The organism is Streptomyces canus (assembly GCF_001514145.1).
In the GTDB taxonomy this organism is placed as follows: domain Bacteria; phylum Actinomycetota; class Actinomycetes; order Streptomycetales; family Streptomycetaceae; genus Streptomyces; species Streptomyces canus.
Genome location: NZ_KQ948657.1, coordinates 118,832 through 144,314, shown reverse-complemented (window position 1 = coordinate 144,314; position 25,483 = coordinate 118,832). Strand labels below are relative to the sequence as shown.

General features: G+C 70.2%; 25 protein-coding genes and 2 tRNA genes. 14 read left to right on the top strand and 13 right to left on the bottom strand.

From position 1 onward, the window contains the following. Positions 1-42: 42 nt before the first annotated feature. The 4 genes from AQJ46_RS05525 (at position 43) to AQJ46_RS05510 (ending at position 3,768) form a co-directional block, all read left to right on the top strand. Positions 43-639, top strand: a complete 597-nt coding sequence (locus AQJ46_RS05525; protein WP_079072137.1) for a M48 metallopeptidase family protein — start codon at positions 43-45, stop codon at positions 637-639. 115 nt (positions 640-754) lie between these two features. After that, a complete protein-coding gene (locus AQJ46_RS05520; RefSeq protein WP_059204537.1) occupies positions 755-2,329 on the top strand; it encodes a TerD family protein in 1,575 nt (524 codons plus the stop codon). Positions 2,330-2,333: 4 nt separating this feature from the next. Then, entirely contained in the window at positions 2,334-3,011 is a 678-nt protein-coding gene (locus tag AQJ46_RS05515; RefSeq protein WP_059204536.1) for an AIM24 family protein, read from the top strand. Between the two features lie 19 nt (positions 3,012-3,030). After that, positions 3,031-3,768, top strand: coding sequence for an AIM24 family protein (locus AQJ46_RS05510; protein ID WP_059204535.1), 738 nt, complete (start codon positions 3,031-3,033; stop codon positions 3,766-3,768). Between the two features lie 49 nt (positions 3,769-3,817). On the opposite strand, the gene AQJ46_RS05505 is transcribed toward AQJ46_RS05510, so the two are convergent. Then, complete coding sequence (locus AQJ46_RS05505) at positions 3,818-4,339, bottom strand: NUDIX hydrolase (RefSeq protein ID WP_059204534.1); 522 nt, start codon at positions 4,337-4,339, stop codon at positions 3,818-3,820. Then, positions 4,336-5,766 (bottom strand): zinc-dependent metalloprotease, encoded by a 1,431-nt coding sequence (locus tag AQJ46_RS05500; RefSeq protein ID WP_059204533.1) that lies wholly within the window; start codon positions 5,764-5,766, stop codon positions 4,336-4,338. The genes AQJ46_RS05505 and AQJ46_RS05500 overlap by 4 nt, the downstream gene beginning before the upstream one ends. A gap of 191 nt (positions 5,767-5,957) precedes the next feature. Between AQJ46_RS05500 and AQJ46_RS05495 the strand changes: the two genes are divergently transcribed. The 4 genes from AQJ46_RS05495 to AQJ46_RS05480 all read left to right on the top strand — a co-directional run bounded on the left by AQJ46_RS05495 (position 5,958) and on the right by AQJ46_RS05480 (position 9,189). Further along, on the top strand, positions 5,958-7,073 hold the full coding sequence (locus tag AQJ46_RS05495; protein WP_059204532.1) for an SDR family oxidoreductase: 1,116 nt from the start codon (positions 5,958-5,960) through the stop codon (positions 7,071-7,073). Positions 7,074-7,281: 208 nt separating this feature from the next. Further along, positions 7,282-7,743, top strand: coding sequence for a molybdenum cofactor biosynthesis protein MoaE (locus AQJ46_RS05490; protein ID WP_059204531.1), 462 nt, complete (start codon positions 7,282-7,284; stop codon positions 7,741-7,743). Between the two features lie 123 nt (positions 7,744-7,866). Continuing rightward, positions 7,867-8,055: a hypothetical protein gene (locus AQJ46_RS05485; RefSeq protein WP_057612233.1), complete on the top strand. Its 189-nt coding sequence runs from the start codon at positions 7,867-7,869 to the stop codon at positions 8,053-8,055. 36 nt (positions 8,056-8,091) lie between these two features. Then, positions 8,092-9,189: a YlbL family protein gene (locus AQJ46_RS05480; RefSeq protein ID WP_059204530.1), complete on the top strand. Its 1,098-nt coding sequence runs from the start codon at positions 8,092-8,094 to the stop codon at positions 9,187-9,189. 126 nt (positions 9,190-9,315) lie between these two features. On the opposite strand, the gene AQJ46_RS05475 is transcribed toward AQJ46_RS05480, so the two are convergent. Continuing rightward, a complete protein-coding gene (locus tag AQJ46_RS05475) occupies positions 9,316-9,858 on the bottom strand; it encodes a PPA1309 family protein (protein ID WP_059204529.1) in 543 nt (180 codons plus the stop codon). Positions 9,859-10,058: 200 nt separating this feature from the next. Between AQJ46_RS05475 and AQJ46_RS05470 the strand changes: the two genes are divergently transcribed. The 4 genes from AQJ46_RS05470 (at position 10,059) to AQJ46_RS05455 (ending at position 15,298) form a co-directional block, all read left to right on the top strand. Next, positions 10,059-12,983: a UPF0182 family membrane protein gene (locus tag AQJ46_RS05470; protein ID WP_404828376.1), complete on the top strand. Its 2,925-nt coding sequence runs from the start codon at positions 10,059-10,061 to the stop codon at positions 12,981-12,983. 55 nt (positions 12,984-13,038) lie between these two features. Next, a tRNA-Met gene (locus AQJ46_RS05465) sits at positions 13,039-13,112 on the top strand. Positions 13,113-13,318: 206 nt separating this feature from the next. Beyond that, complete coding sequence (locus AQJ46_RS05460) at positions 13,319-15,154, top strand: tetratricopeptide repeat protein (RefSeq protein ID WP_059204528.1); 1,836 nt, start codon at positions 13,319-13,321, stop codon at positions 15,152-15,154. Positions 15,155-15,224: 70 nt separating this feature from the next. Continuing rightward, positions 15,225-15,298, top strand: a tRNA-Met gene (locus AQJ46_RS05455). 49 nt (positions 15,299-15,347) lie between these two features. On the opposite strand, the gene AQJ46_RS05450 is transcribed toward AQJ46_RS05455, so the two are convergent. The 6 genes from AQJ46_RS05450 to hisN all read right to left on the bottom strand — a co-directional run bounded on the left by AQJ46_RS05450 (position 15,348) and on the right by hisN (position 20,190). Beyond that, a complete protein-coding gene (locus AQJ46_RS05450) occupies positions 15,348-16,493 on the bottom strand; it encodes an ABC transporter substrate-binding protein (protein WP_059204527.1) in 1,146 nt (381 codons plus the stop codon). Next, the gene (locus AQJ46_RS05445; protein ID WP_059204526.1) at positions 16,490-17,350 is read right to left on the bottom strand and encodes an ABC transporter permease; all 861 of its coding nucleotides are present in this window, start codon (positions 17,348-17,350) and stop codon (positions 16,490-16,492) included. The genes AQJ46_RS05450 and AQJ46_RS05445 overlap by 4 nt, the downstream gene beginning before the upstream one ends. Further along, a complete protein-coding gene (locus AQJ46_RS05440; RefSeq protein WP_059205110.1) occupies positions 17,347-18,078 on the bottom strand; it encodes an ABC transporter ATP-binding protein in 732 nt (243 codons plus the stop codon). Before AQJ46_RS05440 ends, AQJ46_RS05445 begins: the two co-directional genes overlap by 4 nt. A gap of 232 nt (positions 18,079-18,310) precedes the next feature. Beyond that, a complete protein-coding gene (locus tag AQJ46_RS05435; RefSeq protein ID WP_057612227.1) occupies positions 18,311-18,727 on the bottom strand; it encodes a Fur family transcriptional regulator in 417 nt (138 codons plus the stop codon). 80 nt (positions 18,728-18,807) lie between these two features. Then, entirely contained in the window at positions 18,808-19,206 is a 399-nt protein-coding gene (locus AQJ46_RS05430) for a CBS domain-containing protein (RefSeq protein WP_059204525.1), read from the bottom strand. Between the two features lie 183 nt (positions 19,207-19,389). Beyond that, complete coding sequence (gene hisN, locus AQJ46_RS05425) at positions 19,390-20,190, bottom strand: histidinol-phosphatase (protein WP_057612225.1); 801 nt, start codon at positions 20,188-20,190, stop codon at positions 19,390-19,392. 207 nt (positions 20,191-20,397) lie between these two features. Between hisN and AQJ46_RS05420 the strand changes: the two genes are divergently transcribed. Further along, the gene (locus AQJ46_RS05420) at positions 20,398-21,006 is read left to right on the top strand and encodes a TetR/AcrR family transcriptional regulator (RefSeq protein ID WP_079072194.1); all 609 of its coding nucleotides are present in this window, start codon (positions 20,398-20,400) and stop codon (positions 21,004-21,006) included. A 15-nt stretch (positions 21,007-21,021) separates the two neighbouring features. Here AQJ46_RS05420 and AQJ46_RS05415 read toward each other — a convergent pair whose 3' ends face one another. The 4 genes from AQJ46_RS05415 to AQJ46_RS05400 all read right to left on the bottom strand — a co-directional run bounded on the left by AQJ46_RS05415 (position 21,022) and on the right by AQJ46_RS05400 (position 24,610). Beyond that, positions 21,022-21,345, bottom strand: coding sequence for a DMT family transporter (locus AQJ46_RS05415; RefSeq protein ID WP_057612223.1), 324 nt, complete (start codon positions 21,343-21,345; stop codon positions 21,022-21,024). A gap of 95 nt (positions 21,346-21,440) precedes the next feature. Beyond that, positions 21,441-22,451 carry a ribosome small subunit-dependent GTPase A gene (gene rsgA, locus AQJ46_RS05410; protein ID WP_059204524.1) on the bottom strand — a complete coding sequence of 337 codons (1,011 nt, stop codon included), beginning with the start codon at positions 22,449-22,451 and terminating at the stop codon, positions 21,441-21,443. A 12-nt stretch (positions 22,452-22,463) separates the two neighbouring features. Then, positions 22,464-23,789 (bottom strand): 3-phosphoshikimate 1-carboxyvinyltransferase, encoded by a 1,326-nt coding sequence (gene aroA / locus AQJ46_RS05405; RefSeq protein ID WP_059204523.1) that lies wholly within the window; start codon positions 23,787-23,789, stop codon positions 22,464-22,466. A 98-nt stretch (positions 23,790-23,887) separates the two neighbouring features. Next, positions 23,888-24,610: a M50 family metallopeptidase gene (locus AQJ46_RS05400; RefSeq protein WP_059204522.1), complete on the bottom strand. Its 723-nt coding sequence runs from the start codon at positions 24,608-24,610 to the stop codon at positions 23,888-23,890. Between the two features lie 50 nt (positions 24,611-24,660). Here AQJ46_RS05400 and AQJ46_RS05395 point away from each other — a divergent pair, with 50 nt between their 5' ends. Further along, complete coding sequence (locus AQJ46_RS05395) at positions 24,661-25,476, top strand: SOS response-associated peptidase (protein ID WP_059204521.1); 816 nt, start codon at positions 24,661-24,663, stop codon at positions 25,474-25,476. Positions 25,477-25,483: the final 7 nt, after the last annotated feature.

The window sequence follows — 25,483 nt, the reverse complement described above, 5'->3', positions numbered from 1 at the left end:
GGAGTCGGGACTTCACCCGTGTGCAGCGGGTAACGTCAGGGCGTGCCCGCCGACCCACTGCACAGCGCCGGAAAGCCACAGCGCAGTACGACGAGCCAGCCGCCGAGCGGCTCGGGGGCGAGCGCGATCGAGGTACGCAGGAGCAGCCGTCGCCGCCGGACGGTCTCCGCGTACCGCGAGGGCGATCGCACCGTCGTGCTCATCCCTGCCCGGATGTCCGAGGCCGAGGAGCAGCGCTGGGTGAGCGTCATGCTCGACAAGCTGGCCGCCCAGGAGAGCAAACGGGTCCTCGGGGACACCGAGCTCTCCGAGCGCGCCCAGCGGCTTTCGGCCCAGTACTTCGACGGCCGGGCACGGCCCGCCTCGGTGCGCTGGGTCACCAACCAGAACACCCGCTGGGGCTCGTGCACCCCGTCCGAGGGCAGCATCCGGCTCTCACACCGGCTTCAGGGCATGCCGGAGTACGTCGTGGACTACGTCCTGCTCCATGAGCTCGCGCATCTGCTCGTGCCCGGCCACGGGCCCCGTTTCTGGCGCTTGCTGGAGGCCTATCCGCGCACTGAGCGGGCCAAGGGCTATCTCGAAGGCGTGGTCGCCGCGGACCGGTTGCCGCACCTTCCGGACGCCCGCGGAGAGTGACCGCCGACTCGAACGGGTTTTTGTACCGGATCTGTACCGGCCTGCACCGGTGTCCGAGTTTGCCGTTAGCCTGTCGCGACGCACTCGTATTCGGGATGGGGGACGGTCGTTACGCATGGCCAGGGAATTCCAACGCGGCCACAAGGCCAAGATCAGTGACCTGACCGCGGGCACGGACCTGTATGTAGGTGTGCAGATCTCCGGCCCCGGACTGACCTTCGACATCAGCTGCTTCGGCCTCGACGCCGACGAACGGCTCTCGGACGACCGGTACTTCATCTTCTTCAACCAGCCGAAGTCCCCCGAGGACTCGATCCAGCTCCTGGGCGCGCAGTCGGGCGACACGGAATCGTTCCGGGTCACGCTCGATCAGATTCCGTCGCAGATCCAGAAGCTGTCGTTCACGGCGACGATCGACGGCGCCGGCCAGATGTCCCAGATCGCCCCCGGCTACCTCCGCATCGTCGCCGGTGGCGAGGAAGTGGCCCGGTACTCCTTCGACGGCAGCGAGTTCTCCACCGAGCGTGCCGTGATGGTGGGCGACCTGTACCTGAAGGACGTCTGGCGGTTCGCCGCGGTCGGCCAGGGCTTCGACGGCGGCCTCGACGCGCTGCTGAAGAACTTCGGCGGCGAGGTCGCCGAGGAGGAGCCCGAGGCCGCGCCCCAGCAGCCCGCCGTCCCGGCCCAGTCCCAGGCGCCGGCCTTCGCCCCGCCCCCGCAGACCGCCGCGCCAGCACCTTCGTTCGGCGCCCCGCCGGCCCCCGCGCCCGCCGCTGCGCCGGTCGCCGGGACCACCCCGCCCGCTCCCCCCGCGCCGACGAGCCCGCAGACGTTCACTCCTCCCGGTCAGACCTTCACCCCGCCCGGCGCACCTCCGGCGGGACAATTCGCGCCCCCCGGCGCACCCGCGGGACAGTTCACGCCTCCGGGCGCCGTCGCCGGCCAGTTCGCGCCCCCCGGCACCCCCGGAGCCTTCCCCGGCCAGGCGCAGCCCTTCGGCGGCGGCACCCAGCTCGCCCCGGTGCCGCCCGAGGCCAACGTCCGGGTCGTCCTGACGAAGTACGCGGAAGCCCCCGTCGGTGACCGCTGGACCGAGCAGAACACGAACCTGGTGCGGGCCACCCTCACCAAGGACGCCCCCATCCTCGCCAAGCAGGGCAGCATGGTCGCCTACCAGGGCGACATCGACTTCGCCCACAAGGGCTCGGGTCTGCTCGGCAAGCTCACCGGGGCGCTCACCGGCCAGGGCATGTCCCTGATGCGCTGCACCGGCAACGGCGAGGTGTTCCTCGCCGACGAGGCCAGCCGGGTCTTCGTGATCCGCCTCCAGGGCGAGCAGCTCTACACCAGCGCCCAGGGCGTGCTGGCCTTCGACGAGACGCTGGAGACCGAGGTCCGCCGCATCGAGGGCGCGGGACTGCCCGGCGGGGGCTTCTTCAGCATGCTCTTCTCCGGCACCGGCGCGGTCGTCGTCAAGACCCGCGGTGTGCCCGTCGTCCTCCCGGTCGGCGCGGCCACCTACGTCGACGGCAACGCCGTCATCGCCTGGTCCGCCGGTGCGCAGGCGGTCACCACGACCTCGCTCAGGCTGCGCCGCTCCGGGTACGCCCGGCAGACCACCGAGGCCGTGAACCTCCAGTTCCGCGGCGCCCCCGGCAACTTCGTCGTCGTACAGCCCTTCGAGGTGTGAGGCCATGGACTCCCAGACTCTGAGTGCGCACCGCGCCGCCGCGACCGGCGTCCGCATGAGTGTGCACAGCTCCAAGACGCTCAAGGTCACCATGGTCACCGGACAGGACCTGATCGCCAAGGCCGGCTCGATGATCGCCTACGACGGTTATGTGCAGTTCGACGGGGCGCCCGCGAGCCTGCGCCGCTCGGCTGAGGAGATGGTCAGCGGCGAGGGCGGCAAGCTGATGCTGGCGCGCGGCGACGGCGATCTCTACCTGGCCGACTACGGCGGCGACGTCCTCGTCCTGCACCTCAACGGCGAGGCCCTTTCGGTCAACGGCGCCACCCTGCTGGCCTGCGACGCCTCGCTGGAACTGGCCATCGAGCCGGTCAAGGGACTCGCCAAGCTGTCCGGCTCCGGCCTGACCAACCTCGTGATCAAGGGCACCGGCTGGGTCGCCCTGGTCAGCCGGGGCATCCCGATGGCCCTGGACTGCGCCGAACGCGAGACCTACGTCGACCCGGACGCCCTCGTCGCCTGGACCACCGGCCTGGAGATGAAGGCCCGCCGCACCATCAAGGCGAGCGCCCTCATCGGCCGCGGCAGCGGCGAGGCCTTCCAGATCGGCTTCAAGGGACAGGGCTTCGTCGTCGTCCAGCCGAGCGAGGACACCGGCGACCGATTCAAGATCCGGGGCTGAGGGGAGCACCAGGCACATCATGCACAGCACACTCTTCGCACACGTCCCGGTCGAGTCGACCGGGCGCTACACCCTGCAGAACCCGCAGCTCCTGAAGACCGACGTCACCCAGGGCAGCAGCGCCGTTCTCGCCCGGCAGGGCGCCATGGTGGCCTTCGAGGGCCAGGTCGAGTTCGACAGCCAGTACCGCAACCGCAGTTGGCGCAACGTCGAGCGGATGACCGGCGAGCGCCTCGAACTCATGCGCTGCAAGGGCAACGGCATCGTCTACCTGGCCAACCTCGCCCAGCATTTGCACATCATGGAGGTCGGCAGGGGCATCACGGTCGACAGCTCCTACGTCCTGGCCTTCGACGGCTCCCTCGGTGTCGGCATCGTCGCGGTGGACAGCGCCGTCGAGGTGGCCGCCGCGGGCGCCTACAACCTGGAGCTGTCCGGCTCCGGCCAGGTGGTCCTCATGACCTCCGGCGAGCCGCTGGTGCTGGAGGTGGGACCGGACAAGAACGTCTGCGTCGACTCCGACGCCGTCATCGCCTGGTCCACGTCCCTGCGCACCCAGCTCCAGGCGCCGACCTCCACCTCCGGAGTGTGGCGCCGCCGGGGGACCACCGGCGAAGGCTGGGAGATGCACTTCGGCGGCACGGGCCACGTCCTGGTCCAGCCCAGCGAACTGCTGCCGCCGCAGGGCATGCGCAACGGCGGGATGCTCGGCCAGTTCGGCATGCGCGGCAACTCCCTCGGGGGCAGCAACAGCTAGCCATGCGTAAGGGGCGCCTGCCATTGCCGGGCGCCCCTTACCCGTGCGCTCACAGCCTCGAGCGGGTCGCTTCCAGCAGTCGTACGACCGAATCGTCCGCCACTGCCGCCACCTCGTCGTAGGCGAACCACCGCACGTCGAGCGATTCGTCGCTGACCGTCTCCACGGCCCCGGACGGAGCGAGCGCCGCGTACTGGACGTCGAAGTGGCAGTGGCACGGCGGCGGAATCGGATGCCGGTCCAGGCGCACCGGACCGCCCGGCAACAGTGTCAGGCCAGGGATGCCGGACTCCTCCGTCGCCTCGCGCAGGGCCGCCGCCGCCAGGGAGGTGTCTTCCGGTTCGCAGTGGCCGCCCATCTGCAGCCACATGCCCAGCTTCTTGTGGAGGGTCAGCAGAGCCCGTCCGCGCTCCGGGTCGACGACCAGGGCACTCGCCGTGATGTGGCCCGCCTCGCAGGCCTTCCACATGCCGTCCGGGTGTGCCGCCAGATGGTCCAGGTAGGCCTGGCGAAGATCCGCCTGGTCCTCATATCCCTTGAGGACCAGGGCGGCGTCGTCATGGAGGCTCACTCTGCGCTGCCGCCCTCGGCGGAGTCGTCCTTCTTCTTGAGGTCGGGCTTCTCCGCGGCCTCGCCGAGCATCTTGTCCAGCTCGGAGAAGTCCAGCTGCTCGCGGTGCACGAAGCCGTCCGGGTCGTCCAGGTCGGACGCGGTCGGCAGCATGTCCGGGTGGGACCACAGGCCGTCACGGCCGTCGACACCGCGCGCGTCGGTGAGCGAGGCCCACAGACGGGAGGCGTCCCGCAGGCGGCGCGGACGCAGCTCCAGCCCGATCAGTGTGGCGAACGTCTGCTCGGCCGGACCGCCCGAGGCCCGGCGGCGGCGCAGGGTCTCGCGCAGCGCGTCGGCGGACGACAGACGTGGCTTCGCGGCCGCGTGGACCACCGCGTCCACCCAGCCCTCCACGAGCGCCAGAGCGGTTTCCAGACGGGCCAGGGCCGCCTTCTGCTCCGGCGTGTCCTCCGGCTGGAACATCCCCTGCTGGAGCGCGTCCTGCAGCTGCTCGGGGTTCTGCGGGTCGAACTGGCCGACCACGTCCTCCAGCTTGGCGGTGTCGACCTTGATCCCGCGCGCGTAGCCGTCGACCGCGCCGTACAGGTGCGAGCGCAGCCACGGAACGTGCGCGAAGAGGCGCTGGTGGGCGGCCTCGCGCAGGGCGAGATACAGCCGCACCTCGTCCTTGGACACGCCGAGGTCCTTGCCGAAGGCCTCGATGTTCGCCGGCAGCAGTGCGGCCTTGCCGGCCGGGCCGAGCGGCAGGCCGATGTCGGTGGAACCGACGACCTCGCCCGCGAGCACACCGACGGCCTGCCCGATCTGGGTGCCGAACATGGCCCCGCCCATCGAGCGCATCATGCCGATCAGCGGGCCCGCCATGGCCTGCATCTCCTCCGGCAGGACATCACCCATGGCATTGCCCACGCGCTCGGCGACCGGGTCGACGAGCTCCTTCCACGCGGGCAGGGTCGCCTCGACCCACTCCGCGCGGGACCATGCCACGGCGGAGCCCGCCCCGGACGGCAGCGACGTCGCGTCGTCGAGCCACAGGTCCGCAAGGCGCACGGCCTCCTGGACCGCGGTGCGCTCGGCGGGGCCGATGCTCGCGTCCTTGGTGCCGTCCGCGGTGCCCTGGGACACCGTCTGGCGGGCGATCTGCTTGGCCATGTCCCAGTTCACGGGGCCGCCCTCGTACGAGAGCATCTGGCCCAGCTGCTGGAAGGCGGCGCCCAGGTCGGTGGGGTTCAGTGAACCGAACATGGCTGCGAGCGGATTGTCCGCACCGGGGCCGCCAAAGCCTCCGGCTCCGGGCAGACCGCCGAAACCGAACGGGTTGGCCGGTCCCTGACCACCACCGCTCTCCTGGTCCTTCTTCTTGCCCTCGTCGCCGTCGTCCGGCTCCTCCGGCGGAAGGCCGAATCCGAATGGGGTGTCACTCACGGGATTCCTCGGCTGGTAAGGCCACCGGTTCCTCCGGCGGCGCGGCTGCCCGATAACACCCCCCAGCGTAGACACCGACGGCCGTTAGGGCCTCGGTGCTCCGCCGACTCTCCGCCTGCGGCAGGATGGATGCCACCTGGTACGTACGCGTCACTCGCGTTCCTACTGAAGACAACCGCTGGAGACGCCTGGTGAGTTCCCCTGATCCGCAGGTTCGCGCAGCGCGAAACCAGTCAACCAACCCCGCCGCGCTCCGGCCAGTCGTCGCGGTCACCGGTGCCGCGTCCGGCATCGGAGCGCTGCTCACCGAGCGGCTGGCCGCCTCGGAGGAGATCAAGCAGGTCATCGCGCTGGACGAGCGGCGTGGTGAGTGCGCCGCGGCGCAGTGGCACATCCTGGATGTGCGGGATCCGGCCATCGCGGAGAAACTGCGCGGGGCCGACGTCGTGGTGCATCTGGCGCTCGACCTCGATCTGGAGACGGACCCGGCCGCGCGTACGGCGTACAACGTCCGGGGGACACAGACCGTGCTGACCGCCGCGGCGGCCGCCGGTGTCCACCGGGTCGTGCTGTGCACCTCCGCCATGGTCTACGGGGCGCTTCCGGACAACGAACTGCCCCTCTCGGAGGACGCCGAGCTGCGGGCCACCGCGGAGGCGACCGGGGTCGGGGATCTGCTGGAGATCGAGCGGCTCGCGCGGCGGGCCCCTCGGGCACATCCCGGGCTCAATGTCACCGTCGTGCGGCCTGCCGTGCTGGTGGGCGGAGGGACCGACACCGCTCTGACCCGGTACTTCGAGTCCCCGCGGCTGCTGGTCGTGGCCGGGTCCCGGCCCGCCTGGCAGTTCTGCCATGTCGAGGATCTGTGCAGCGCTCTGGAGTACGCCGTCCTGGAGAAGGTCGACGGGGAGCTGGCCGTCGGGTGTGACGGGTGGCTGGAGCAGGAGGAGATCGAGGAGCTCAGCGGGATCCGCCGGATGGAGCTGCCGTCGGCGGTCGCGCTGGGGGCGGCGGCCCGGCTGCACCGGATCGGGCTGACGCCGTCTCCCGCGGGGGACCTCGCGTACACGATGTACCCCTGGGTGGTGAGCGGGAGCCGGCTGCACGACGCCGGGTGGCGGCCGCAGTGGACCAACGAGGAGGTGCTCGCGGAGCTTCTGGAGGAGGTCGCCGGGCGGCACACGGTCGCCGGGCGGCGGCTGGGACGGAAGGACGCGACGGCTGCGGGGGCCGCGGGGGCGACGGTGGCTCTGCTCGGCGCGGCGGCTGTGGTGCGGCGGGCCAGGAAGGCGCGGCGGCGGATCTGACCGGAGCGCCTCGCGGAGTGCTGCACGAGGTCGACCGGCGACTGCGGGTTCGCTGTGGCTGGTCGCGCCCACGCGGCGGAGCCGCAGGTCGATACAGCCCCGCGCACCTGCGGGGCGCGTCCCCTGTACGAGCCTCCAAACGCACACACGCGTGTGCCGGGTGAAAGCGCTATTTCCCGTGGTCTCAGGAGTGCGGCACGATGGACGCATGGCACCCACTTACGACCACCCCGGTGAGCAGGCCGCCGATGAGCCGATCAAGCTGATCGCGATCCGTGAGACCCCGCTCTCCCTCGACGAGGTCTTCCGGGCCGTCGGGGACGACTCCGCCGGGGGGACCGCCCTGTTCGTCGGGACCGTCAGGAATCACGACGGGGGAGCCGACGTCGACAAGCTCGGGTATTCGTGTCACCCCAGTGCCGAGGCCGAGATGCGGCGGGTCGCCGAAAAGGTCGTCGCCGAGTTTCCGGTGCGGGCCCTTGCCGCCGTGCACCGGGTCGGGGATCTCGGGGTCGGGGATCTCGCTGTCGTGGTCGCCGTTTCCTGCCCTCACCGGGGAGAGGCCTTCGAGGCCTGCCGGAAGCTGATCGACGATCTCAAGCACGAAGTGCCGATCTGGAAGCACCAGACGTTCTCTGACGGTACGGAGGAATGGGTCGGCGCCTGCTGAACCCTTCCTTCACCCCTCCGGTTGCGTAACCGCACCCCTGGCGTGAGCGTTGTCAGTGCGGATGATTAATCTGCTGATCAGTCAGTTTTTCGCGGTCGCTCAGCGCGGGGTCGGGAGGTCGGCATGGGGGCGCTCATCTGGTTGTTGATTCCGTTCGTGGCCGCGGTCGCTGCCGGACTCTGGGGCAGTTGGGCCAACCGGACCCAGCGGATGCGCAGCGACGGCCCCGAGCTCGACGGTTACGCCCGCTTCCGCGCCGCGATGGAGAAGTCGCACTCCGGCCCTGACGACCGGGTGACGACGGCGCCCTGACGATGGTCCGACAGGAGCGTCCCGTACTGTCGTGCCATGCCACGCCGCACCGCGACGATGCTCGCCTCCACCCTGATGCTGATCGCGCTCCTGTGCGCGGGAGTCTTCATCAAAGTGCCCTACGCCGAGATGTCACCGGGCCCCACGGTGAACACCCTCGGGGACCACGGCGGCGAGCCGGTACTGCAGATCTCCGGGCGCAAGACGTATCCGACGAGCGGTCACCTGAACATGACCACCGTCCGGGTCACCAGCGCCGACTACAAGATGAACCTCGTCGAGGCCGTGTACGGCTGGCTCGCGCACGACAACAAGGTCGTCCCGCACGACACCCTCTATCCGGACGGCAAGACCGAGGAGCAGTCCACCCAGGAGAACGCCGAGGAGTTCAGCCAGTCCCAGGAGAGCGCCAAGGTCGCCGCCCTGAAGGAACTGGACGTCCCGGTGCAGGCCTGGGTGATCGTCTCCACCGTCGTGAAGGACTCCCCGGCCGAGGGCAGACTGCACGCCGGTGACGTGATCAAGGCCGTCGACGGTACGACGGTGAAGGAGCCGGGCGACGTCGCCAAGCTGGTGACCAAGCACAAGCCCGGCGAGGATGTCGTGTTCACGATCGTCCCCGCGAAGGAGCAGGCCGCCGCCGAGAAGGCGCACCGGACGGCGACGAAGACCGAGAAGATCACGATCACGACCAGGACGTCCGACGACGAGGGCGAGAAGCGCGCCATCGTCGGGATCGCCGCCGGGACCGACCACACCTTCCCGTTCACCGTCGACATCAAGCTCGCCGACGTCGGCGGCCCGAGCGCCGGTCTGATGTTCGCGCTCGGCATCTACGACAAGCTCACCCCGGGCAGCCTGACCGGCGGCAAGTTCGTCGCCGGCACCGGGACGATCGACGACGACGGCAAGGTCGGCCCGATCGGCGGCATCGAGATGAAGACGGTCGGCGCGCGCGACAAGGGCGCCCAGTACTTCCTGACGCCCGCCGACAACTGTGCGGCCGCCGCCAAGGACACCCCCGGCGGGCTCACCCTGGTCAAGGTGAACACCATCGACGACGCCCTCGGCGCACTCAAGGACATCCGCGAGGGCAGGACGTCCGACCTGCCGAAGTGCACGACCAAGAGCTGACCGGCACGCGCGTGTACGACGACGGGGGCGCCCCTCACACCGAGGGCGCCCCCGTCGTCGTACCGGAAGACCTTGAAGACCTGGAAGACCCGGAAGACCCGGAGGACCCGGAAGACCCGGAGGACCTCAGTCCGCGAACGTCGCCGACAGGGCCTCCGCCAGGCCGGGAACCAGGTCGCGGCCCGTGAGGACCTCCGTCGGGGAGTCCTTCTCGCGCAGGCGCAGGGCCGAGTCGCGGGTGCCGTCGCGCAGGACGGCGACCGTCATACGGACGTCCTGGCGCGCCGGGTGCTCGGCTACCCACTTCGCCAAGCCGGCCTCGCTCAGCCCCTGCGGGACGGACGCCTCGGCGGACGGCGGCAGCATCAGGCGCTCCACGGTGAGCGCGCAGCCGACGACCGCGTCGGGCCAGGCGATGGTGCCGAGGAACTCGTCGAGCGGCTTGCCCGCGGGAATCTCGTCCTGCTCGATGGGGGTCAGACCTGAGGACTCCTGCGCGTCCTCCAGACCGAGCTGGCTCGCGAGAGCGGGTTCCTGAGCTCGCAGCTGTGCGGTGTCTACGAGGGCGAAGAGGCGAGCGGGCTGGTCCCAGCCGAGGCCGGAGGCGTACTCGTCGATCTCGAGTACGGCCCGGGTGAGCGGGCTCGCCGCCATGGGGGTGTTGGACATGGTCACAATCCTGCCTCGTTCGTGACCGGAATCGGGAACCGAGTAAACGGTGAGTAAGTTGCATAGGTGTGGGCCCGCGATCACGGGGGCTCTGGAGGGGCTCGCGAACACGGGGGCCTGACGGATCGACAGCGAACTTCGAGGTGCGCACCTTGGCTTTCCAGATGCCGGACCGCGGCGGAGGCCCGACGGGGCCGCGGATGAGAGTGGGCCGCCCGTCCCGGCGTGCCCGGACCCTGCTCATGACGCTGGGCGTCCTTGCCGTTCTCGGCATGGCGTTCACCATGTTCGCGGGTTTCTGGACGGACTGGCTCTGGTACCGCTCGGTGAACTACTCGTCCGTGTTCACCACCACGCTGTGGACCAAGATCGGGCTGTTCTTCTTCTTCGGCGTGCTGATGGCCCTCGCGGTCGGCTTCAACATCTGGCTGGCCCACCGGCTGCGCCCGCCGCTGAGCGCCATGTCCATGGAGCAGCAGAACCTCGATCGCTACCGCATGGGCATCGCGCCCTACAAGAGGTGGCTGCTGCTGGGGATCGTCTCCCTGGTGGGCCTGATCGCGGGTGCCTCCGCCTCCAGTCAGTGGCGGACCTGGCTGATGTGGGTCAACGGCGTCTCCTTCGGACAGAAGGATCCGCAGTTCCACCTCGACATCTCCTTCTACACCTTCGATCTGCCCTGGTACCGGTTCCTGCTCGGCTTCGGCTTCGCGGCAGCGATCCTGTCGGTGATCGCGGCCGCGCTCACCCACTACCTGTACGGCGGTCTCCGGATCACCTCCCCGGGCGCGCGGGCCACGGCCGCCGCGACCGGGCACCTGTCGGTGCTGCTCGGCGTCTTCGTCGCCCTGAAGGCGGTCGCGTACTGGCTCGACCGGTACGGCCTCGCGGTCAAGTCCAGCGACTTCAAGGCGACCGACAGCTGGACGGGCCTGCGGTACGTCGACGCGAACGCCTATCTGCCCGCCAAGACGATCCTGTTCTGCATCGCCGTCATCTGCGCCCTGCTGTTCTTCGCCACCCTGTGGCGGCGCACCTGGCAGCTGCCCGTGATCGGCTTCGGTCTGATGGTGCTCTCGGCGATCCTGATCGGCGGGCTCTACCCCGCGATCGTCCAGAAGTTCCAGGTCCAGCCGAACGAGCAGGCCAAGGAAGCGCCGTACGTCGAGAAGAACCTCAAGGCGACGCGTGAGGCGTACGGCATCGACGACGCCTCCGTGAAGGAGTACGACGGCAAGTCCACCACCACGGACAAGACCAAGCTGCGCGACGACGTCGACGCGACGGCGAGCATCCGGGTCGTGGACCCCAATGTGGTCTCGCCGACGTTCCAGCAGCTCCAGCAGATGCGGAACTACTACGCGTTCCCGACCAACCTGGACGTCGACCGTTACAGCAAGGACGGCAAGAACGCCGGAGATCAAGACACGGTCATCGGTCTGCGCGAGCTGAACCTCGCCGGTATCCCGAAGAACAACTGGATCAACGACCACTTCCGTTACACCCACGGCTACGGCGTGGTCGCCGCGAAGGGCACCGAGGCCGACGCCGAGGGCCGCCCGGTCTTCACCGAGTCCAACCTGCCGTCCCAGGGCGACCTCGGGACGTACCAGCAGCGCGTCTACTACGGCGAGAAGACCACCGAGTACTCGATCGTCGGCGGTCCCCAGAAGGAGATCGACTACTCCGACGACAACGGTGAGAAGACCTACAGCTACAAGGACAAGAGCGGGGTCAACCTCTCCAACCCGGTCAACCGGGCCGCCTACGCGGTGGCGTTCAGCGAGCCGCAGATCCTCTACTCCGGAGCGATCGGCGAGGGTTCGAGGATCCTGTACAACCGCACGCCCAAGCAGCGCGTCGAGGCGGTCGCCCCCTGGCTGACCATCGACGGCGACGCCTATCCGGCGGTGGTGAACGGCAAGATCCAGTGGATCGTCGACGCGTACACGACGACGAACGGCTACCCGTACGCCTCCCGTACGACCCTCGGTGACACGACGGCCGACTCGCTGACCGCGACGAACAACCAGCGTGCGGTGGTGGCCCAGCAGAACCAGGTCAACTACATCCGCAACTCGGTGAAGGCGACCGTCGACGCGTACACCGGCGAGGTCAAGCTCTACCAGTGGGACACCAAGGACCCGGTCCTCAAGACCTGGATGAAGGCGTTCCCGGGCACGGTGGAGCCGAGGAAGGACATCTCCACCGACCTGATGGCCCACCTGCGGTACCCGCAGGACCTGTTCAAGGTCCAGCGTGAACTGCTGGCGCGCTACCACGTGGAGGACGCGGACACCTTCCTCAGCGGCAGCGAGGTGTGGCAGGTGCCGGACGACCCGACCAACAAGTCGGGCGACGCGGTGCCGCCGTACTACCTGAGCATGAAGATGCCCGACCAGGCGGCACAGGCGTTCTCGCTCACGACGACGTTCACGCCCAACGGCCGGGACAACCTCAGTGCGTTCATGTCGGTCGACGCCGAGGCGGGCACCAGTGACTACGGCAAGATCAGAATCCTGAAACTGCCGACCAACACCACGGTCAACGGGCCCAAACAGGTGCAGAGCCAGTTCAACTCCGAACAGGACATCGCCGAGACCATCAGCCTCCTCAACAGAGGCGACTCCAATGTGGAGTACGGCAATCTCCTGACGGTGCCGCTCGACGGAGGACTGCTCTATGTGGAGCCGGTCTACGTACGCGGTGGTGGACTCAAGTACCCGCTGCTGCGGAAGGTGTTGGTGACCTACGGCGGCAACACGGCCTTCGAGGACACCCTCGACGAAGCCCTGAACAAGGTCTTCGGAGCGGACGCTTCGACGACTCCGCCACCGGACGACGACGGCGGGACCACCAAGCCGCCGCCGACCTCCAGCAACCCGACGGTCCAACAGGCGCTGGACGACGCCCAGAAGGCCTTCGACGCCGGCCAGGAAGCCCTGAAGAAGGGCGACTGGGAGGCGTACGGCCGGGCCCAGAAGGATCTGGAGGACGCGCTCAAGCGGGCCGAGGACGCGCAGGCCGCGGCGGACAAGAGCGGCGGCAGCAGCGCGAAGCCCAGCAGTAGCCCGAGTCCCAGGAGCAGTCCCAGCAGCAGTCCCCGTAGCAGTCCGAGCGGCTGAGCAGCCGCTGGTCACATGCCCACCCCCGCACCGTGATACGGTTGCGACACAACGGCGCGGGGTGGAGCAGCTCGGTAGCTCGCTGGGCTCATAACCCAGAGGTCGCAGGTTCAAATCCTGTCCCCGCTACTGAAAACGAAGGCCCGGATCCTCAAGAGGATCCGGGCCTTCGTGATGTGCGAACGCATGTGCCGACCGAGGGACGGCCGTGCCGCCTCGGGGAGTTGGGGGTAGCCGTGTTTGACTTGTCTCTCTGTGGGCATGTCGACAAAACGCTGAAGTGACCTCACTGGCTGCGGTATACCAGGTGTACCCAGGTTGCAGGTGGTGCGACGATGGACGTTATGGGGGACAAGGCAACTCTGTTGGAGACAGGGCGTTTTGTGCAGCCTGCCGATTTTTCGGAGTCGACGGGCGACTTGTCGCAGCCCATGGACCGGGACGAAACCGGAGAGGCTGCCGAGGAGGCACGTCAGCGTCTTGCCGCGCAGACCGGTGACGTCGAGGCGATGAGCGTCCTCGGCGCCCTCCTGCTGCGCCGCGGTGACCTCGACGGAGCCGAGCCCCATCTGCGTGCCGCCACCGCCGCGGGCGACCGGGCGGCCGCCAACAACCTGGGTGTCCTGCTGCACCAGCGCGGTTACGCCGAGGACGCCGCCGGCTGGTGGCGGATCGCCGCCGTCGCCGGATCCGCCGCGGCCGCGCACGCGCTGGGACGCCACCACCGTGAGCGGGGCGACGAGCCCGCCGCCGAGTACTGGCTGCGCCAGTCCGCCGAGCAGGGGCACGCGCTGGGCGCCTACGCGCTGGCCGACCTGCTGGAGCACCGCGGGGACGCGGGCGCCGAACAGTGGATGCGGATCGCCGCCGAGCGGGGGCACCGGGAGGCGGCCTACCGGCTGGCCCGCGCGCTCGACCGCCGGCTGGTTCCCGAGGGGGACGTCGGGGACGACCACGGGGCCGGGGCCGAGGCCGAGCAGTGGTACCGGCAGGCCGCCGCGCGGGGGCACCGTCGGGCGGCGCTGCATCTCGGGGCGATCCTGGAGAGGCGCGGCGCGCTCAAGGAGGCCGGGCGCTGGTATCTGACGTCCGCCAAGGACGGCGAGGCACGGGCCGCCTGCGCCCTCGGGTTCCTGCTGCGGGACGCCGGTGACACCGAGAGCGCCGCCGTGTGGTGGCTGCGCGCCGCCCAGGACGGGGACGGCAACGCGGCCAACGCGCTGGGCGCCCTGCACGCCGAGCGTGGCGAGCCGCAGACAGCCGAGCGCTGGTACCGGGCGGCGATGGACGCCGGTGACGACAACGGCGCGTACAACCTGGGGCTGCTCTGCGCCGAGCAGGGGCGGACCGCGCAGGCCGAGCAGTGGTACCGGCGGGCCGCGTACGCGGGGCACCGGGAGGCGGCCAACGCGCTCGCCATTCTGCTGCTCCAGGGCGGGGACGCGGCCGGGGCGGAGCCCTGGTTCTCCAAGGCCGCGGAGGCCGGGAGCGTGGACGCCGCGTTCAACCTCGGGATCCTCTTCGCCGGGCGGGACGAGGAGGCCGTCGCCCTGCGGTGGTACGAGCGGGCGGCTGCCGCCGGGCACACCGAGGCCGCGCTGCAGGTGGGCATCGCCCGGCTGCGGGACGGGGACGAGGCCGAGGCCGAGCGGCACCTGCGGTGTGCGGCGGGGGGCGGCAGCGCGGAGGCCGCGTACCGGCTGGCGACCGTGCTGGACGCCCGGCGGCCGCCGGTGCCCGCGCACTCGCTCGGTGAGCCGGTGCACACGGAGAAGAGCGAGTGCGAGGAGTGGTACGAGCGGGCGGCCTCCCAGGGACACCGGCGCGCTCAGGTGCGGGTGGGCATGCTCGCCGCCGCTCGGGGTGATGTCGTGGAGGCGGCCCGTTGGTACCGGGAGGCCGCGGAGGCGGGGTCCCGGAACGGAGCCTTCAATCTGGGGCTGCTGCTCGCCAGAGAGGGCAGCGACCCGGAGGCCGCCGTGTGGTGGGCTCGCGCGGCCGACGCGGGGCACGGGCGGGCGGCGTTGCGGCTGGCCCTCGTCTACGCGCGTCGGGGTGAGCTGGCCGAGGGGCAGCGGTGGGCCGACCGGGCGGTGGCTCTGGGGCCGGCCGAGGTGTCCGAGCGGGCTGCTCGGCTGCGGGACGCGTTGCGTGAGGAGCTGTCGGCGTAGCGATGCACGGCGGGGCGCTGGAAGCGATTTGCCTCTGGCCTCCTCCTTCACGTAACGTTGCATTCATCGCCGCGGGGTGGAGCAGCTCGGTAGCTCGCTGGGCTCATAACCCAGAGGTCGCAGGTTCAAATCCTGTCCCCGCTACTGAAGACCGAGGGTCGGAATCCGAAAGGGTTCCGGCCCTCGGTGTTTCTCAGGGGCGGTGACCCACCGCCTCCTCGTACAGGCTTCTGTTCACGGTCTTCGATTCCGGCAGCGGCTCGCCCTCCGCCACGCCCTGTGACGTGTACGCCGCCTGCAGCCGGTCCGTGGTGCCGGACCTGATCTCCCAGTCCATGCGCAGGGACGGGGTGGACCTGAGGATCGCCTCGTCGGTCTTCAGGAGTTTCGCCAGGTAGGTGACGAAGGTCGCATCCGACTTGTAGTCGGCCGTGAAGTACGTGTTCACCGTGCGGATGTACGCCCGCAGCAGGGCGACCCCGGCGTCCAGGTCGTCGTTCAGCAGGCCGGGACCGTAGAGCATGCCGCCCAGGGGCTCGCCGAGCGGCTGGCCGCCGAGGAAGGCGTAGCCGGGCTCGCCGTCGACCCTGCGCCAGACCGGGTCCAGGAGCCAGGCCGAGTCGACGCCGCCGTTCTGCAGGGCCGTGAGGACGTCGGCCGAGCCGAGCTGCTGGTACTGGATCTCGTCGAGGCCGCCGCCGTGCCTTTCGAGGGCCTTCTCCATGGGGTACGCGATCACCGAGCCCTTGCCGATCATCGTGCCCATCCTGCGGCCGGCCATCTTCACCTGGTCGCCGGTCTCGCCGTCCTTCAGGCGTACCCACAGGCCGCTCTTCGACTTCGGGTCGGGCGAGAAGTTCGCGGCGACCCAGCGGATGTCGAAACCGCCCCGGACGCCGTTCATGACCGCCGCCTCGGGGGCCGCCCACAGCGCGTCGATGTCGCCCTTGGCGAGGAGGGGGAGCGAGTCGGGGGTCGGCAGCACCTTCAGGGTGACCTCCAGGCCCTCCTTCTTGAACTCGCCCTTGTCCAGCGCAACTTGGAGTGGTGCCACGTACTCCGCGCTCAGTGTGCCCGTGGCGATCGTGATCTCGCGGGGCTCGGGGAGCGGGGCGGGCGCGGGGGTGCCGGGCTCGCAGCGGGCCGGGGTGCGGGTCGGGGAGAGGTCGGCGGGGTCCGTCCAGGACTTCGCGCCGCAGCCCGCCACCGGGCGGACGGTCCGCGTCCCACCTCCCCCCGCCTTCGACTCCGAGCTCGTCGAGTCATGTGACGCCGTGCAGGCTGTCGACGTCAGCAGAACGGCTGCGGTCAGTGCTGCGCCGTAGAACCGTGTTTTCACGACTGGCCCCTTCCGCGGTCCCTGGGTGCCCATGGGGTGAGCAGGCGGCCCACGATGCGGACCAGTTCGGAGAAGAGGACTCCCAGGGCGGCCACGCAGACGATGCCGACGAACATCACGTCGTTCTGGAACAGGGCGCGCGAGTCGAAGATCAGATGGCCCAGGCCGTTCGTCGCGGCGATCTGTTCCGAGGCGACGATCACCAGGACCGCCACGCCCGCCGCGATCCTGGCGCCGACCAGGACGGACGGGAGGGAGGCGGGGAGCAGGACGTGGCGGAACATCTGCCACGGTGAGGCGCCGAAGACCTGGCCCGCGTCGCGGTGACCGGAGGGGATCGCGATCACCGCCGACATCGTCTGGATCCAGACGAAGAAGAAGACCGTCGCCGCCACCAGGGCGATCTGCGGGCCCTCGCCCAGGCCGAACATGTTCAGGAAGACGGGCAGCAGGGCCAGTTTCGGGACGACGTACAGGGCGTCCAGCAGGGGTTCCAGGGCCGCCCTCACCAGGGACAGCGAGCCCATCAGAAGCCCCAGCGCGTAGCCCGTGGCCGTGCCGATCGCGTAGCCCGCCAGGACGCGTTTCGTGGTCGCCCACACGTCCGGCCACAGCTCGCCGGCCGCCGCGCGGTCCCAGCCGTCGGCCAGGATCGTGGAGGGGGCGGGGTAGACGCGGTCGTCCAGCCAGGCCTGGGTGGCGGCCAGTTGCCACAGCAGGACGAGGAGCAGCGGGACCGCTGTCGCCAGGGTCAGTTCCAGGGCTCGTCTGCGGCGGTGGGTGCGTACCGGGTGCAGCTCTTCCGGGCCCGGGCGGCGTACGAGTACGGAGACCTTCTCGGGAGCCACGGTCGTCATGCCGGTACCGCCTCCTTGCGCAGCAGGTCCCACAACTCGCTTTTCAGGGACGTGAATTCGGGCGCCGAGCGGATGTCGCCGGTGCGCGGGCGGGGGAAGGGCGGGCGGTGTTCGGCGATCAGCCGGCCGGGGCGGGCGGACATCACCAGGACGCGGTCGCCGAGGATGATCGCCTCCTCCAGGCTGTGGGTGATGAAGAGGGTGGTGGTGCGCAGGGTCTGCGTGATCTCCAGCAACTCGTCCTGGAGGATCATGCGGAGTTGGGTGTCCAGGGCCGCGAACGGCTCGTCCATCAGGAGCAGTTCGGGTTCCACGGCGAGGGCGCGCGCTATCGCGACCCGCTGGCGCATGCCTCCCGAGAGGGTCGCCGGGTACGCGTCGGCGAAGTCCGACAGGCCCATGCGGGCCAGCCACTCGTCGGCACGGGTGTTCGCCTCGCGGCGTGGGACGCGCTGGATGTCCAGGCCGAAGCGGACGTTGGCGCGGACGGACTTCCAGTCGTAGATGCCGTAGTCCTGGAAGATCATGGCGGCCGGGCGCGGTGCGGTCGTGCGGATCTCCAGGGTGCCCGTGCTCGGGCGGAGCAGGCCCGCGGCGATGCGCAGCAGCGTCGACTTGCCGCAGCCCGAGGGACCGACCAGGCAGACGAACTCGCCGGGGTCGACGGTGAGGTCGAGCGGGCCGAGGGCTTCGACGGAACGGGGCGGGCGGCCGAAGGTACGGGTCAGGGCGGTGGCGTGGAGTTTGGGGCGCGGACGGTCGGGAGTGGGCTGCGGTGGCGGTTCTCCCGCGGTGGGTTCGGGGTGCGGATCTCCCACGGTTGCTCCTTGCGGAGTTCGGTACGGAGAGGGGGTGGCCGCACGACGATATGACGGTCCGTCAGATTCAGGAACCCCGTGGGCAGCACAAAGCCCCGGCGTCCGCGAAGGATGCCGGGGCTTTGTGCTGCGGTGAAGGCGGTTACGCCGCCGCGCAGTTCGGGCAGACGCCCCGGTACGTGACCTCGACACCCGAGACGGTGAAGCCGAAGCGCTCCGTGTCGGGAAGCTCGGTCAGCGGGTCGCCCGTGGGGTGGACGTCCCGGATGGCGCCGCACTGGGCGCAGACCAGGTGGTGGTGCGGTCGGTGGGCGTTCGGGTCGTACCTCTTGGCGCGCTTGTCGGTGGCGACCTCGAGCACCTCGCCGAGGCTGACCAGCTCGCCCAGCGTGTTGTAGACGGTCGCCCGGGAGATCTCCGGCAGCTTGGCCACGGCGCGCGCGTGGACCTCGTCGGCCGTCAGGTGGACGTGTTCGCCGTCGAGGACCTCGGCCACGACGCGCCGCTGCGCGGTCATCCGCCAGCCGCGGCCGCGCAGTCGTTCCAAAAGGTCGCTCATGCGTCCCAGCCTAACAGCAAGGGACCAGAATCCGAATGGGTGTGAGTTTGGATGGCTGCTGGACTTGGATTAAGTCCAGATCAGGAGCGGGCCGGTACGCGCTGCCGGACAGGCGCCCAGCAGCGGATGATGTCGCGGACCGAGACGATGCCCGCGGGCTCGCCGTGGTCCAGGACGATGAGGTGCCGGAAGCCGCCGTGGGTCATCGCGTGCGCCGCCTCCTCCAGGGTCCAGGTCGGGGCGGCGAAGACCACGTCGGTCGTGGTGTGGGCGTGTGCGTACTCCGTGTCCGGGCTCTGGCCGAGGCCCACGGAGTTGAGGATGTCGCGCTCGGTCAGTATGCCGATACCGGTGCCGTCGGGGTCGAGGACCACGGCCGCGCCCACCCGGCGGGCGGACATCAGGGCGGCGGCCTGGCGGAGTGTGTGGGCGGGGCCGATGGTGAGGACCACCGTGCTCATGGCGTCGCGGACGAGCATGGGTTCGCAGTCACCTCCTGGGAGCCGGTGCGTTAGTTCACCGGTTCACAAGTTCACAAATGAGGGTCCTCTCAGAGTCGCAGGTAAAGCGAGGGTCAACAAGAGGGCGCGCGTCGCCGATTGAGGGCGTGCGTGCTCAGATGTGCTCCCCGGAAGCGCCCCTCGGCCTCCGGTGGAGGGGCGCTAGTAGCGCTCGTTGAGATAACCCAGGAACTCGTCGTGGAGCAGGCCGTTGGAAGCGGCCGCATTGCCGCTGTGCGGGCCGGGACGGCCGTCGAGGCCGGTGAAGGTGCCGCCGGCCTCCGTGACGACGATCGCGTTCGCGGCCATGTCCCAGAGGGAGAGCTCCGGCTCCGCGCACAGGTCGATCGAGCCCTCGGCGACCATCATGTACGGCCAGAAGTCGCCGTACGCGCGCGTGCGCCACACCTCGCGGGTCAGGTCCAGGAAGCCGCCGAGGCGGCCCTGGTCCTCCCAGCCGGTGAGGGAGGAGTACGCGAACGAGGCGTCCGAGAGCTTGCCGACCTGGGAGACGCGCAGCCGGGAGGCGGCGGAGAGGCTGCGGCCGGTGTAGGCGCCGTGCCCCTTCGCGGCCCACCAGCGGCGGCCGAGGGCGGGGGCGGAGACCACGCCGACGACGGGCTGGTAGCCGCCCTCCGCCGCCTCCATCAGGGAGATCAGCGTGGCCCAGACCGGGACTCCCCGTACGTAGTTCTTGGTGCCGTCGATGGGGTCGATGACCCAGCGGCGGGGACCGGTGCCCTCGATGCCGAACTCCTCGCCGAGGATGGCGTCGCGGGGACGGGCGCGCTTGAGGTGGCCGCGGATGAGTTCTTCCGCCGCCTTGTCCGCCTCGCTGACCGGGGTCATGTCCGGCTTTGTCTCGACCTTGAGGTCCAGTGCCTTGAAGCGGGCCATGGTGGTCGCGTCGGCCGCGTCCGCGAGGACGTGGGCGAGGCTGAGGTCGTCGAGGTAGTCGGGCATGTTGCGAACGGTATCTGTCGGTGTCGGTACGGGGCCAGCGGGCCCGGTGTGTGGACGGTGCGGGGGTTCGTGCGGACAGGGCCCCTTTTTGCTCGCCCCCGCTTGTGAGGCGCCGCCGCGCGCGCCCCTTCGTGTCCTCGCGAACCCTTGACAGTGCTCCCGTGCGCGTCAAATCTGGGCGCAGAGCTGCTTGCTCCCTGGGAGGCGCTGATGCCTGCTGCGCGGGAATCGCTGCTGGACGCCGCTTATGCGGCGTTGGCGCGTCGGCCGTGGTCCGCCGTGAGGATGGTGGACGTCGCGGCGTCGGCCGGAGTGTCCCGGCAGACGTTGTACAACGAGTTCGGGAGCAAGGAAGGCCTGGCCCGCGCGCTGGTCAGACGAGAGGCCGACGGGTATCTCGTCGGCGTCGACCGGGCGCTCACCGCGCACGGCGACGCCCGGGAGCGGCTGACCGCGACCGCCGAGTGGACCACCGCCTCCGCCCGGGAGAACGCGCTGGTACGGGCCATGCTCACCGGTTGCTGGAGTGAGCGGCTGCCCTCGCCGACGCTCTCCGCGGTGCCGTCCTCCTCCGCGGTGCCGGCGCAGCGCCGGGCCGACGGAGCGCTGCCGTCGCCCGGCGACTTCGTTGCACTGGTGCGGGACCGTGCCGTGTCCGTCCTCTCCGGACCCGGTGTGCACAAGTCGGACGTCCCCGAGCTCGCCCGCTCCTGCGAACTGGCCGTCCGGCTCGCCCTGTCCTGCGTGGCGGCCCCGCCGGGTGAGGGCGGGGTCGGGGACCTGGTGCGGAGCGTGCTGCACCGGCAGCCGGTGTGAAGGGCCCTCGTGGCCCTAGTGGGAGGACCCCGACAGTTGGAGTCCGATCACACCGATGATCACCAGGCTGATCGAGACGATCTTCAGCGTCGAGACCAGGTCGTCGAAGAAGATCATTCCGTAGATCGCGGTGCCGGCCGCGCCGATGCCGGTCCACACCGCGTACGCGGGGCCGACATCCAGCTTCTTCAGGGAGAGGGTCAGCAGGCCGAAGCTGCCGAGGGCGAAGATGCAGAACGCGACCGTCGGCCACAGTCGGGTGAAACCGTGAGAGAGCTTCAGACACACGGCGAATCCGGTCTCGAGCAACCCGGCCACCACCACCAGCAGCCACGCCATGTGCTGTCCTCCCGTATGTCCGGCTCGATGCGATTATGCACTTACCGAACTCGCGTACAGCCAAACAATGCGGAGGTCGGGCCCCCGGCCCTCTCTCAGTCCCCTTCGGTCCGCTCCCGCGTCGAGAGCAGCCGTCGCAGGGAGTACAGCCGGGCCGGATCGGCGTGCCCCTCGGCCACCCACGCGTCCAGCGCGCAGTCCGGCTCATCATGACTGCACGCGCGCGGACAGCCCTCGGTTCCCGGTACCAGGTCGGGAAACGCGAGGATCACGCGGGACGGGTCCACGTGGTGGAGGCCGAACGACCGTACGCCCGGGGTGTCGATCACCCAGCCGGCGTCGCCCGCCAGGGGAAGCGCCAGCGCCGAGGTCGTGGTGTGGCGGCCGCGGCCGGTCACCGCGTTCACATGACCCGTCACCCGGCGCTGCTCCACCGGGACCAGCGTGTTGACCAGTGTCGTCTTGCCCACGCCCGAGTGGCCGACGAAGGCCGTGATCTTGCCGTCGAGGTGCTCGCGCACCACGTCCGCGGCGCCGCCGTTCTCCAACTCCTCGCGGCTGGTGACGACGTACGGGATGTCCAGGTGGCCGTACAGCTCCAGCAGCTTGTCGGGCTGGGCCAGGTCCGACTTCGTCAGGACCAGGAGGGGAGTCAGGCCACCGTCGAAGGCGGCCACCAGGCAGCGGTCGATCAGACGGGGGCGGGGTTCCGGGTCGGCGAGAGCCGTGACGATGGCGAGCTGGTCGGCGTTGGCGACGACCACGCGCTCGTACGGGTCGTCGTCGTCCGCCGTGCGGCGCAGGACCGAGGTGCGCGGCGAGATGCGGACGATGCGGGCCAGGGTGTCCTTCTCGCCGGAGAGGTCGCCGACGATGTCCACCCGGTCTCCGACGACCGCGGCCTTGCGGCCCAGTTCGCGGGCCTTCATCGCCATGACGACCCTGCCGTCGACCAGACAGGTCAGACGGCCCCGGTCGACGGTGAGGACCATGCCCTCGACCGCTTCCTCGTGCTTGGGGCGGATGTTCGTACGAGGCCGGTTGCCCTTGCGGTTCGGGCGGCTGCGGATGTCGTCCTCGTCGGTGTGCTTGCCGTAGCGGCGCATGGCGTGAGTCCCCTACGCCTTCTCGCTCCCGAGCATCCCGCTCCACATGCCGGGGAAGTCCGGCAGCGTCTTGGCCGTCGTCGCGACGTTCTCGATCTGTACGCCCTCGACCGCGAGGCCGATGATCGCGCCGGCCGTGGCCATGCGGTGGTCCTCGTAGGTGTGGAAGATCCCGCCGTGCAGCCGGCGCGGGCGGATGTGCAGACCGTCGGCCGTCTCGGTGACGTCACCGCCGAGTTCGTTGATCTCTTTGGTGAGCGCGGCCAGCCGGTCCGTCTCGTGCAGGCGCAGATGGGCCACCCCGCGCAGGCTGGAGGGGGAGTCCGCGAGGGCCGCCACGGCCGCGATGCCGGGGGTCAGCTCGCCGACCTCGCCGAGGTCGACATCGATGCCGTGGATCGCACCCGAACCGGTGAACACCAGGCCGTACTCGGTGAGTTCGCAGGAACCGCCCATCTCGGTGAAGATCTCGCGCAGCCGGTCACCGGGCTGGGTGGTGCGGTGCGGCCAGTCCGGGACGACGACCTTGCCGCCCGTCACCAGCGCCGCCGCCAGGAACGGCTGGGCGTTGGAGAGGTCGGGCTCGACGGTGAGGTCCCGGCCCAGCAGGGCACCCGGCGTGACCCGCCAGACGTTCGGTTCGCCACCCGACTCCGGGGTGTCCACCTGGGCGCCCACCGCGCGCAGCATGTCCACGGTCATCCGGATGTGCGGCATCGACGGCAGGGCGGCGCCGACGTGGCGGACCTCGACGCCCTGGTTGAAGCGCGGGCCGGACAGCAGGAGCGCCGACACGAACTGGGACGACGAGGACGCGTCGATCTCGACCGGGCCGCCGTCCAGGGCACCCCCGCCGTGCACCGTGAGCGGCAGCGCGCCACGGCCGTCGTCGTCGATCCGCGCGCCGAGGACGCGCAGGGCGTCGATCACACCGTTCAGGGGGCGTTCGTACGACCTCGGGTCGCCGTCGAAGTGGATCGGGCCGTCGGCGAGCGCGGCGACCGGTGGCAGGAAGCGCATCACCGTGCCGGCGTTGCCGACATCGATCGTGGCCGGGCCGGCGAGGCCCGTCGGAAGCACCCGCCAGGCCTCACCCGAGCCGTCGGGGCCCACGCCCTCCTCGATCGCCACGCCCATCGCCCGCAGGGCGCCCGCCATCAGCAGGGTGTCCCGGGAACGCAGCGGGCGGCGCAGCCAGCCGGGCTCGGAGGCGAGGGCGGCCAGTACGAGGGCTCGGTTGGTGACTGACTTCGACCCCGGCACGTGGACCGTCGCGTCGACGGCTGCGCTCGCGTGGGGGGCGGGCCAGAGGGCGGTGTCTGCGGGGTTCGAGGCCATGGGGTCCACTTTAGTGGCGGTCGTCTTTCGGGTGCAGCGCCGTCGTGGCTGGTCGCGCAGTTCCCCGCGCCCCTGTGATGCGCCCCTTTGGGGCTGCATCACACCTCCAGCAACCACCTTCCGCCGCCTATCAGGGAGCACAGGCTCACCGCGTGGAACAGGAACAGCCACAGCCCCGCCGGGACGTTCGTGAGGCGGGAGAGCTGGTCCGCGTCCGAATCACCCGCCCCGCCCCGCGCACGCTTCGCCTGGAGCTCGAAGGCCGGACGCACCCCACCGAGCAGTAGGAACCACACCACGGCGTACGCGAAAGCCGCCTGCACCTGGGACCCGGCGAGCCAGGACACCATGACGAAGGTGCCGCCCGTGAGCACCACCGTCAGCGCCCCGTACGCGTTGCGGATCATCACCAGCATCACCACGAGCAGGGCCGTCGCCGCCCAGAGCAGCAGGGTGATCCGGCCGGCGGCCAGCAGGGCGGCGCCGCCGAGGCCGAGCAGCGGGGGAGCGGTGTAACCGGCCGCCGCCGTGAGGATCATGCCGATCCCGTGCGGCTTGCCCCGGCTGACCGTCAGTCCGCTGGTGTCGGAGTGCAGCCGTATGCCGGTGAGCTGACGCCCCGTGAGCAGGGCGACCAGGCCGTGGCCACCCTCGTGGGCGATGGTGATGGCGTTGCGCGAGAGCCGCCACAGCGTGTGCGGGACAACTATGGCGAGCGCCGCCACCATGGTGGCCAGGACCACCCACAGGTCGGGGTCGGGCTGCAGGCCGACGAGGCGGTCCCAGAGGTCGGGCAGCGCGGTCGATGCGGTGCTGTCCATGTTTCCCGGTGGCTCCCTCTCCTCGTACGGAGTCTGGCAGTGTGGCACGTATGTGCGGACGGTATGCAGCGAGTCGTGGGCCCGAGGATCTCGCAGGAATCTTTGAGATCGAGAAGTGGGAGCCCGAGGAGACCCTCGAGCCCGACTACAACGTGGCCCCGACCAAGGAGGTTTACGCCGTCCTCGACCGCCCCCTCAAGGACGTCGAGGACCCGCGACCGGTTCGGCAGCTGCGGAAGCTGAAGTGGGGACTGGTCCCGAGCTGGTCGAAGACCCCCGAGGGCGCCGCCCGGATGATCAACGCGCGCGCGGAGACCGTGCACGAGAAGCCGTCGTACAAGAGGGCCTTCGCCACCCGCCGCTGCATCATCCCGGCCGACGGCTACTACGAGTGGGTCACCGGGTCCGGCGAGCGGGAGCTGGAGGTCGAGGGGAAGAAGAAGCGGCCGCGCAAGCAACCCTATTTCGTGCTGCCCGCGGACGGTTCGGTGTTCGCGATGGCCGGCCTGTACGAGTTCTGGCGCGACAAGACCCTGCCCGACGACCATCCGCAGGCCTGGTGGACGACCTGCTCCGTGATCACCACCGAGGCGGAGACGGGCCCGCTGGCGGTCTCCCCGGCCGACGGCCCGCGCTCCCTCACCGACATCCACCCCCGGATGCCGCTGATGCTGACCCCGGACCGCTGGGACACCTGGCTCGACCCGTCCCGCACCGACCTCGACGACCTGCGCAACCTGCTCGCGCCGCCGCCCGAGGGACTGATGCGGGCCTACCCGGTGAGCACGGCCGTCAGCAACGTCCGCAACAACGGGCCGGAGCTGCTCAAGGAGCTGGACGGGCCGGAAGAGGGCACTCTCTTCTAGCCTTCTG

Excerpts from the sequence above, each read along its gene's own strand:
- AQJ46_RS05520 (WP_059204537.1), top strand. The coding sequence starts at position 755 with ATGGCCAGGGAATTCCAACGCGGCCACAAGGCCAAGATCAGTGACCTG.
- AQJ46_RS05515 (WP_059204536.1), top strand. The coding sequence starts at position 2,334 with ATGGACTCCCAGACTCTGAGTGCGCACCGCGCCGCCGCGACCGGCGTC.
- AQJ46_RS05510 (WP_059204535.1), top strand. The coding sequence starts at position 3,031 with ATGCACAGCACACTCTTCGCACACGTCCCGGTCGAGTCGACCGGGCGC.
- AQJ46_RS05490 (WP_059204531.1), top strand. The coding sequence starts at position 7,282 with ATGGCACCCACTTACGACCACCCCGGTGAGCAGGCCGCCGATGAGCCG.
- AQJ46_RS05485 (WP_057612233.1), top strand. The coding sequence starts at position 7,867 with ATGGGGGCGCTCATCTGGTTGTTGATTCCGTTCGTGGCCGCGGTCGCT.
- AQJ46_RS05480 (WP_059204530.1), top strand. The coding sequence starts at position 8,092 with ATGCCACGCCGCACCGCGACGATGCTCGCCTCCACCCTGATGCTGATC.
- AQJ46_RS05475 (WP_059204529.1), bottom strand. The coding sequence starts at position 9,858 with ATGTCCAACACCCCCATGGCGGCGAGCCCGCTCACCCGGGCCGTACTC.
- AQJ46_RS05470 (WP_404828376.1), top strand. The coding sequence starts at position 10,059 with ATGAGAGTGGGCCGCCCGTCCCGGCGTGCCCGGACCCTGCTCATGACG.
- AQJ46_RS05460 (WP_059204528.1), top strand. The coding sequence starts at position 13,319 with ATGGACGTTATGGGGGACAAGGCAACTCTGTTGGAGACAGGGCGTTTT.
- AQJ46_RS05445 (WP_059204526.1), bottom strand. The coding sequence starts at position 17,350 with ATGACGACCGTGGCTCCCGAGAAGGTCTCCGTACTCGTACGCCGCCCG.
- AQJ46_RS05435 (WP_057612227.1), bottom strand. The coding sequence starts at position 18,727 with ATGAGCGACCTTTTGGAACGACTGCGCGGCCGCGGCTGGCGGATGACC.
- AQJ46_RS05430 (WP_059204525.1), bottom strand. The coding sequence starts at position 19,206 with ATGCTCGTCCGCGACGCCATGAGCACGGTGGTCCTCACCATCGGCCCC.
- hisN (WP_057612225.1), bottom strand. The coding sequence starts at position 20,190 with ATGCCCGACTACCTCGACGACCTCAGCCTCGCCCACGTCCTCGCGGAC.
- AQJ46_RS05415 (WP_057612223.1), bottom strand. The coding sequence starts at position 21,345 with ATGGCGTGGCTGCTGGTGGTGGTGGCCGGGTTGCTCGAGACCGGATTC.
- rsgA (WP_059204524.1), bottom strand. The coding sequence starts at position 22,451 with ATGCGCCGCTACGGCAAGCACACCGACGAGGACGACATCCGCAGCCGC.
- aroA (WP_059204523.1), bottom strand. The coding sequence starts at position 23,789 with ATGGCCTCGAACCCCGCAGACACCGCCCTCTGGCCCGCCCCCCACGCG.
- AQJ46_RS05400 (WP_059204522.1), bottom strand. The coding sequence starts at position 24,610 with ATGGACAGCACCGCATCGACCGCGCTGCCCGACCTCTGGGACCGCCTC.
- AQJ46_RS05395 (WP_059204521.1), top strand. The coding sequence starts at position 24,661 with ATGTGCGGACGGTATGCAGCGAGTCGTGGGCCCGAGGATCTCGCAGGA.